The organism is Marinimicrobium alkaliphilum (assembly GCF_003259155.1).
Taxonomy (GTDB): Bacteria; Pseudomonadota; Gammaproteobacteria; order Pseudomonadales; family Cellvibrionaceae; genus Marinimicrobium_A; species Marinimicrobium_A alkaliphilum.
Genome location: NZ_QGMQ01000015.1, coordinates 1 through 5,713 on the forward strand (window position 1 = coordinate 1; position 5,713 = coordinate 5,713).

The window sequence follows — 5,713 nt, forward strand, 5'->3', positions numbered from 1 at the left end:
TCGAGCGCCCAAGAAAAACGCCCTGCAGTGAACACTACAGGGCGTTTTAAATTAAGCGCTTGACGATGACCTACTCTCACATGGGGAAACCCCACACTACCATCGGCGCTAAGTCGTTTCACTTCTGAGTTCGGAAAGGGATCAGGTGGTTCCAACTCGCTATGATCGTCAAGCAAAGCGGTATGAAGGTGTAGAGTCTTACGTCACAGTGACAGCTCGTATGCCTTCAAATAGGGCGGTGAATTGTAAAGCCTGCTGATGTTCGACGTGTGACTCTCCGCCGCTTGCGCGTGCGATGTCCGTCGTAACGTTAATAATCGTCTCTGTTATATGGTCAAGCCTCACGGGCAATTAGTATTGGTTAGCTCAACGCCTCACAGCGCTTCCACACCCAACCTATCAACGTTGTAGTCTTCAACGGCCCTTTAGGGGACTCAAGGTCCCAGGGAGATCTCATCTTGAAGGAGGCTTCCCGCTTAGATGCTTTCAGCGGTTATCCCGTCCGAACATAGCTACCGGGCAGTGCCACTGGCGTGACAACCCGAACACCAGAGGTTCGTTCACTCCGGTCCTCTCGTACTAGGAGCAACTCTTCTCAAATCTCCAACGCCCACGGCAGATAGGGACCGAACTGTCTCACGACGTTCTAAACCCAGCTCGCGTACCACTTTAAATGGCGAACAGCCATACCCTTGGGACCGGCTTCAGCCCCAGGATGTGATGAGCCGACATCGAGGTGCCAAACACCGCCGTCGATGTGAACTCTTGGGCGGTATCAGCCTGTTATCCCCGGAGTACCTTTTATCCGTTGAGCGATGGCCCTTCCATACAGAACCACCGGATCACTATGACCTACTTTCGTACCTGCTCGACGTGTCAGTCTCGCAGTTAAGCTGGCTTGTGCCATTACACTAACCTCATGATTTCCGACCATGATTAGCCAACCTTCGTGCTCCTCCGTTACTCTTTGGGAGGAGACCGCCCCAGTCAAACTACCCACCATGCACTGTCCGCAACCCGGATAACGGGCCGACGTTAGAACCCCAAACATACCAGGGTGGTATTTCAAGATTGGCTCCACACAAACTAGCGTCTGCGCTTCAAAGCCTCCCACCTATCCTACACAAGTAGGTTCAGAGTTCAGTGCAAAGCTATAGTAAAGGTTCACGGGGTCTTTCCGTCTAGCCGCGGGTACACTGCATCTTAACAGCGATTTCAATTTCACTGAGTCTTGGGTGGAGACAGCGTGGCCATCGTTACGCCATTCGTGCAGGTCGGAACTTACCCGACAAGGAATTTCGCTACCTTAGGACCGTTATAGTTACGGCCGCCGTTTACCGGGGCTTCAATCAAGAGCTTCGCCGAAGCTAACCCCATCATTTAACCTTCCGGCACCGGGCAGGCGTCACACCGTATACGTCCTCTTACGAGTTTGCACAGTGCTGTGTTTTTAATAAACAGTCGCAGCCACCTGGTCACTTCGACTGCCAACAGCTTAGGGAGCAAGTCCCATCACCGTCAGCAGCGTACCTTCTCCCGAAGTTACGGTACTATTTTGCCTAGTTCCTTCACCCAAGTTCTCTCAAACGCCTTAGTATTCTCTACCTGACCACCTGTGTCGGTTTCGAGTACGGTCACCTATTACCTGAAGCTTAGAGGCTTTTCTTGGAAGTATGGCATCAACCACTTCGCGCTCTAAAAAGAGTGCTCGTCGTCAGTTCTCGGCCTTAAGATCCCGGATTTACCTAAGATCTCAGCCTACAACCTTAAACACGGACTACCAACGCCGTGCTGGCCTAGCCTGCTCCGTCCCCCCATCGCAGTAATAAGTGGTACAGGAATGTTAACCTGTTTCCCATCGACTACGCTTTTCAGCCTCGCCTTAGGGGCCGACTAACCCTGTCCCGATTAGCGTTGGACAGGAACCCTTGGTCTTCCGGCGTGGGAGTTTTTCACTCCCATTATCGTTACTCATGTCAGCATTCGCACTTCTGATATCTCCAGCAAGCTTCTCAACTCACCTTCGCAGACTTACAGAACGCTCCCTTACCACGCCACAAAGTGGCGTCCGCAGCTTCGGTTGCTAGTTTTAGCCCCGTTACATCTTCCGCGCAGGCCGACTCGACTAGTGAGCTATTACGCTTTCTTTAAAGGATGGCTGCTTCTAAGCCAACCTCCTAGCTGTCTGAGCCTTCCCACATCGTTTCCCACTTAACTAACATTGGGGACCTTAGCTGGCGGTCTGGGTTGTTGCCCTCTTGACGACGAACGTTAGCACCCGCCGTCTGTCTGCCATGATTGTACTCCTCGGTATTCGGAGTTTGCATGGGGTTGGTAAGTCGGGATGACCCCCTAGCCCAAACAGTGCTCTACCCCCGAGGGTAAGACATGACGCGCTACCTAAATAGCTTTCAGGGAGAACCAGCTATCTCCCGGCTTGATTAGCCTTTCACTCCGATCCACAGGTCATCTCCTAATTTTTCAACATTAGTGAGTTCGGTCCTCCAGTTGATGTTACTCAACCTTCAACCTGCCCATGGATAGATCGCCGGGTTTCGGGTCTATTGCCAGCGACTAAAACGCCCTATTAAGACTCGCTTTCGCTACGGCTCCCCTAAACGGTTAACCTTGCCACTGACAATAAGTCGCTGACCCATTATACAAAAGGTACGCAGTCACAGAACAAGTCTGCTCCTACTGCTTGTACGCACACGGTTTCAGGATCTATTTCACTCCCCTCACAGGGGTTCTTTTCGCCTTTCCCTCACGGTACTGGTTCACTATCGGTCAGTTGGGAGTATTTAGCCTTGGAGGATGGTCCCCCCATATTCAGACAGGATAACACGTGTCCCGTCCTACTCGATTTCACAATATGTGCCTTTTCGTGTACGGGGCTATCACCCTGTATCGCGGAACTTTCCAGAACCTTCCACTAAAACACAAATTGCTTAAGGGCTGCTCCCCTTTCGCTCGCCGCTACTCAGGGAATCTCGGTTGATTTCTTTTCCTCCGGGTACTTAGATGTTTCAGTTCCCCGGGTTCGCCTCATACACCTATGTATTCAGTGCATGATACCTACCTTACGGTAGGTGGGTTTCCCCATTCGGAAATCGCGGGATCACAGCTTGTTTGCCAGCTCCCCCACGCTTATCGCAGGCTCCTACGTCCTTCATCGCCTCCAACTGCCTAGGCATCCACCGTGTGCGCTTAGTCGCTTGACCATATAACACAAACGACTATTAACGATATTACGCCGGACATCGTGTGTAGAGAATCACACAAAGTCTTACATCAGCAATAAATTATTACAGCTTTACAATTCACCTTGTTAAAGAACATCTGGTTGCACGAACCAGTCAGTTGTATTCTCGCGAGAAAACACAAGTGACTGATGACAGTAATGAAGAGGTAATTGGTGGAGCTAAGCGGGATCGAACCGCTGACCTCCTGCGTGCAAGGCAGGCGCTCTCCCAGCTGAGCTATAGCCCCGGGAATTTTCGTTAATCAAGGCATTTTGTCCCGCCGCATAGCCTGCTATGCAAGGGGCAAAATAACGCTGAGTAACGGAAATTTGGTAGGCCTGGGCAGACTTGAACTGCCGACCTCACCCTTATCAGGGGTGCGCTCTAACCAGCTGAGCTACAGGCCTATGAAACATCACCACAAGCTCAGTTACCTTTGCTTGCAGCCAGGCTGTAGCTTGCAGAGTCATTACTGTCACAACCGATCAAGCAATGCGTGTGGACACTTACGGAATAAGTCGACCATCGTTTAAGGAGGTGATCCAGCCCCAGGTTCCCCTAGGGCTACCTTGTTACGACTTCACCCCAGTCATGAATCACACCGTGGTAACCGTCCTCCCGAAGGTTAGACTAGCTACTTCTGGTGCAACCCACTCCCATGGTGTGACGGGCGGTGTGTACAAGGCCCGGGAACGTATTCACCGTGACATTCTGATTCACGATTACTAGCGATTCCGACTTCACGGAGTCGAGTTGCAGACTCCGATCCGGACTACGAACGGTTTTTCGGGATTAGCTCCACCTCGCGGCTTGGCAACCCTTTGTACCGCCCATTGTAGCACGTGTGTAGCCCAGGTCGTAAGGGCCATGATGACTTGACGTCATCCCCACCTTCCTCCGGTTTGTCACCGGCAGTCTCCTTAGAGTTCCCACCATTACGTGCTGGCAACTAAGGACAGGGGTTGCGCTCGTTACGGGACTTAACCCAACATCTCACGACACGAGCTGACGACAGCCATGCAGCACCTGTCACTGCGTTCCCGAAGGCACCAATCTATCTCTAGAAAGTTCGCAGGATGTCAAGACCTGGTAAGGTTCTTCGCGTTGCGTCGAATTAAACCACATGCTCCACCGCTTGTGCGGGCCCCCGTCAATTCATTTGAGTTTTAACCTTGCGGCCGTACTCCCCAGGCGGTCTACTTAGTGCGTTAGCTGCGCCACTAAGAGCTCAAGGCTCCCAACGGCTAGTAGACATCGTTTACGGCGTGGACTACCAGGGTATCTAATCCTGTTTGCTCCCCACGCTTTCGCACCTCAGCGTCAGTGTCAGTCCAGAGTGTCGCCTTCGCCACTGATGTTCCTTCCTATATCTACGCATTTCACCGCTACACAGGAAATTCCACACTCCTCTACTGCACTCTAGCCTGCCAGTTCCAACTGCAATTCCCAGGTTGAGCCCGGGGCTTTCACAGCTGGCTTAACAAACCACCTACGTGCGCTTTACGCCCAGTAATTCCGATTAACGCTTGCACCCTCCGTATTACCGCGGCTGCTGGCACGGAGTTAGCCGGTGCTTCTTCTGCGAGTAACGTCAAGCTCGTAGGGTATTAGCCCACAAGTTTTCCTCCTCGCTGAAAGTGCTTTACAACCCGAAGGCCTTCTTCACACACGCGGCATGGCTGGATCAGGGTTGCCCCCATTGTCCAATATTCCCCACTGCTGCCTCCCGTAGGAGTTCGGGCCGTGTCTCAGTCCCGATGTGGCTGATCATCCTCTCAGACCAGCTACGGATCGTCGCCTAGGTAAGCCGTTACCTTACCTACTAGCTAATCCGACGCGGGCTCATCCAATAGTGCAAGGTCCGAAGATCCCCTGCTTTCCCCCGTAGGGCGTATGCGGTATTAGCATCCCTTTCGAGATGTTGTCCCCCACTATTGGGCAGATTCCCACGCGTTACTCACCCGTCCGCCGCTGTACTCGCCCCGAAGGACTTTCTCGCTCGACTTGCATGTGTTAGGCCTGCCGCCAGCGTTCAATCTGAGCCATGATCAAACTCTTCAGTTTAAAGAGCTGCGTGATGCCGACTACATACTGACATCACTAATTCATACTCAAACGCTAGACTTTACGTCAATTACTTGAATTGTCGGGTCACTTGCGTCTGATAATCTTTTGTGCCGATTATCCCGCAAGCGCCCACACGCATTGCTTGATCTATCTTTTAAAGATCCGGTTGCGGGCTGGCCTCAACCGTGGGATGCGAATTATACGCATCAAATCCGTTTTAGCAAGCGTTTTTTGAAACTTTTTCGAAGCGCCGAAGCGGCTCCAGAAACCTTCTCAAAACACTGCGCTGAAATGCTGCCTTGGCGAGCCTTTCCAGCGACCCCTGATCCGTCAGGAGCTGCGCATTATACACTTCAAATTCCCTTTGTAAACCCCTATTTTTCAAGAAGTTTTTCAGATTCAGC

General features: G+C 52.0%; 1 protein-coding gene, 2 tRNA genes and 3 rRNA genes. All 6 read right to left on the reverse strand.

Annotated elements, in window-relative coordinates:
* Positions 1–57: 57 nt before the first annotated feature.
* A 5S ribosomal RNA gene (gene rrf / locus DKW72_RS16085) occupies positions 58–173 on the reverse strand.
* Between the two features lie 157 nt (positions 174–330).
* Positions 331–3,221, reverse strand: a 23S ribosomal RNA gene (locus DKW72_RS16090).
* 192 nt (positions 3,222–3,413) lie between these two features.
* A tRNA-Ala gene (locus DKW72_RS16095) sits at positions 3,414–3,489 on the reverse strand.
* 83 nt (positions 3,490–3,572) lie between these two features.
* Positions 3,573–3,649, reverse strand: a tRNA-Ile gene (locus DKW72_RS16100).
* A gap of 123 nt (positions 3,650–3,772) precedes the next feature.
* Positions 3,773–5,306: ribosomal RNA gene (locus DKW72_RS16105) — 16S ribosomal RNA — on the reverse strand.
* Together the 16S, 23S and 5S rRNA genes with 2 tRNA genes alongside form the textbook arrangement of a ribosomal RNA operon.
* 220 nt (positions 5,307–5,526) lie before the next feature.
* Positions 5,527–5,713: hypothetical protein (locus DKW72_RS16630; RefSeq protein ID WP_232522441.1), on the reverse strand; the 187-nt coding region annotated here is incomplete at its 5' end.